General features: G+C 45.9%; 1 protein-coding gene. It reads right to left on the bottom strand.

All coding sequences use genetic code 11. The annotated features are described in order from the left end of the window. Nucleotides 1–255: 255 nt before the first annotated feature. Nucleotides 256–621, bottom strand: coding sequence for a hypothetical protein (locus N1032_RS25075; RefSeq protein WP_259543281.1), 366 nt, complete (start codon nt 619–621; stop codon nt 256–258). Between the last annotated feature and the right edge of the window lie 133 nt (nt 622–754).

Genomic DNA, 754 nt, shown 5'->3' with positions numbered 1-754 from the left:
CGTTGCGGTTAGCGAAGTAATCCGGCATAGCGATAAAAGCATCAACCGGCATCATTTCCATAGTGATAGCTAATTCTTTCATGTGACAACCTCTACAAAGATGAGTGGAGTTGATGTTTACAACCGAACCCACATAACGGTTGGACGGGACTGAGCATAGAGTCATGATTATCAGTGGATCAGACTGAGGAATCATGTAACTTAGAGGCAAGCACCAATCATAAAGGCCACTAAACAATGGCCTTGAGTCTGGTACTAAATATCAGTAGTAATGCTTAACGGACAGATACGAAAGCCTACGTTCTGATAGATGTTGTGACCCATCGCGTTATACACGCAGATGTTATCGCCGTTCTGATTGAATTGACCAGTCAGGAAGCCAGTCACCTGCATCGCCATCGCTGAACCAGCGAAGAACAGACCGAACACCAGCAGGCAGGAAATGATCATCGCCACCCACACTTTACCACGGTAAGACAGGCCGCGTTTTTGTTCAGGCTTTTCCACTGAGATATCGCAGCTCTTACACAGGTACTGATCATCTTCACCAATGATCAGCGTATTCTCACAGCAGGGACACTGACCATTTTCAATCAGTTGAAGCTCACGATAATAACTCATGATTAATACTCCTCACCTTCTGCACCGTTATCGAAAGTGTAGGTTTTGTCGATTTCAACGCCATCGCCTACATGAACATCTTCAGGGCTGGTAACTTGTACCGTGTCGCCATTGTCGAGCGTCACAACGTTAC

Source organism: Herbiconiux daphne (assembly GCF_024979295.1).
Classification (GTDB): domain Bacteria; phylum Actinomycetota; class Actinomycetes; order Actinomycetales; family Microbacteriaceae; genus Herbiconiux; species Herbiconiux daphnes.
The sequence above is the reverse complement of the archived record's forward strand: the minus strand, read 5'-3'. Positions and strand labels throughout refer to the sequence as shown.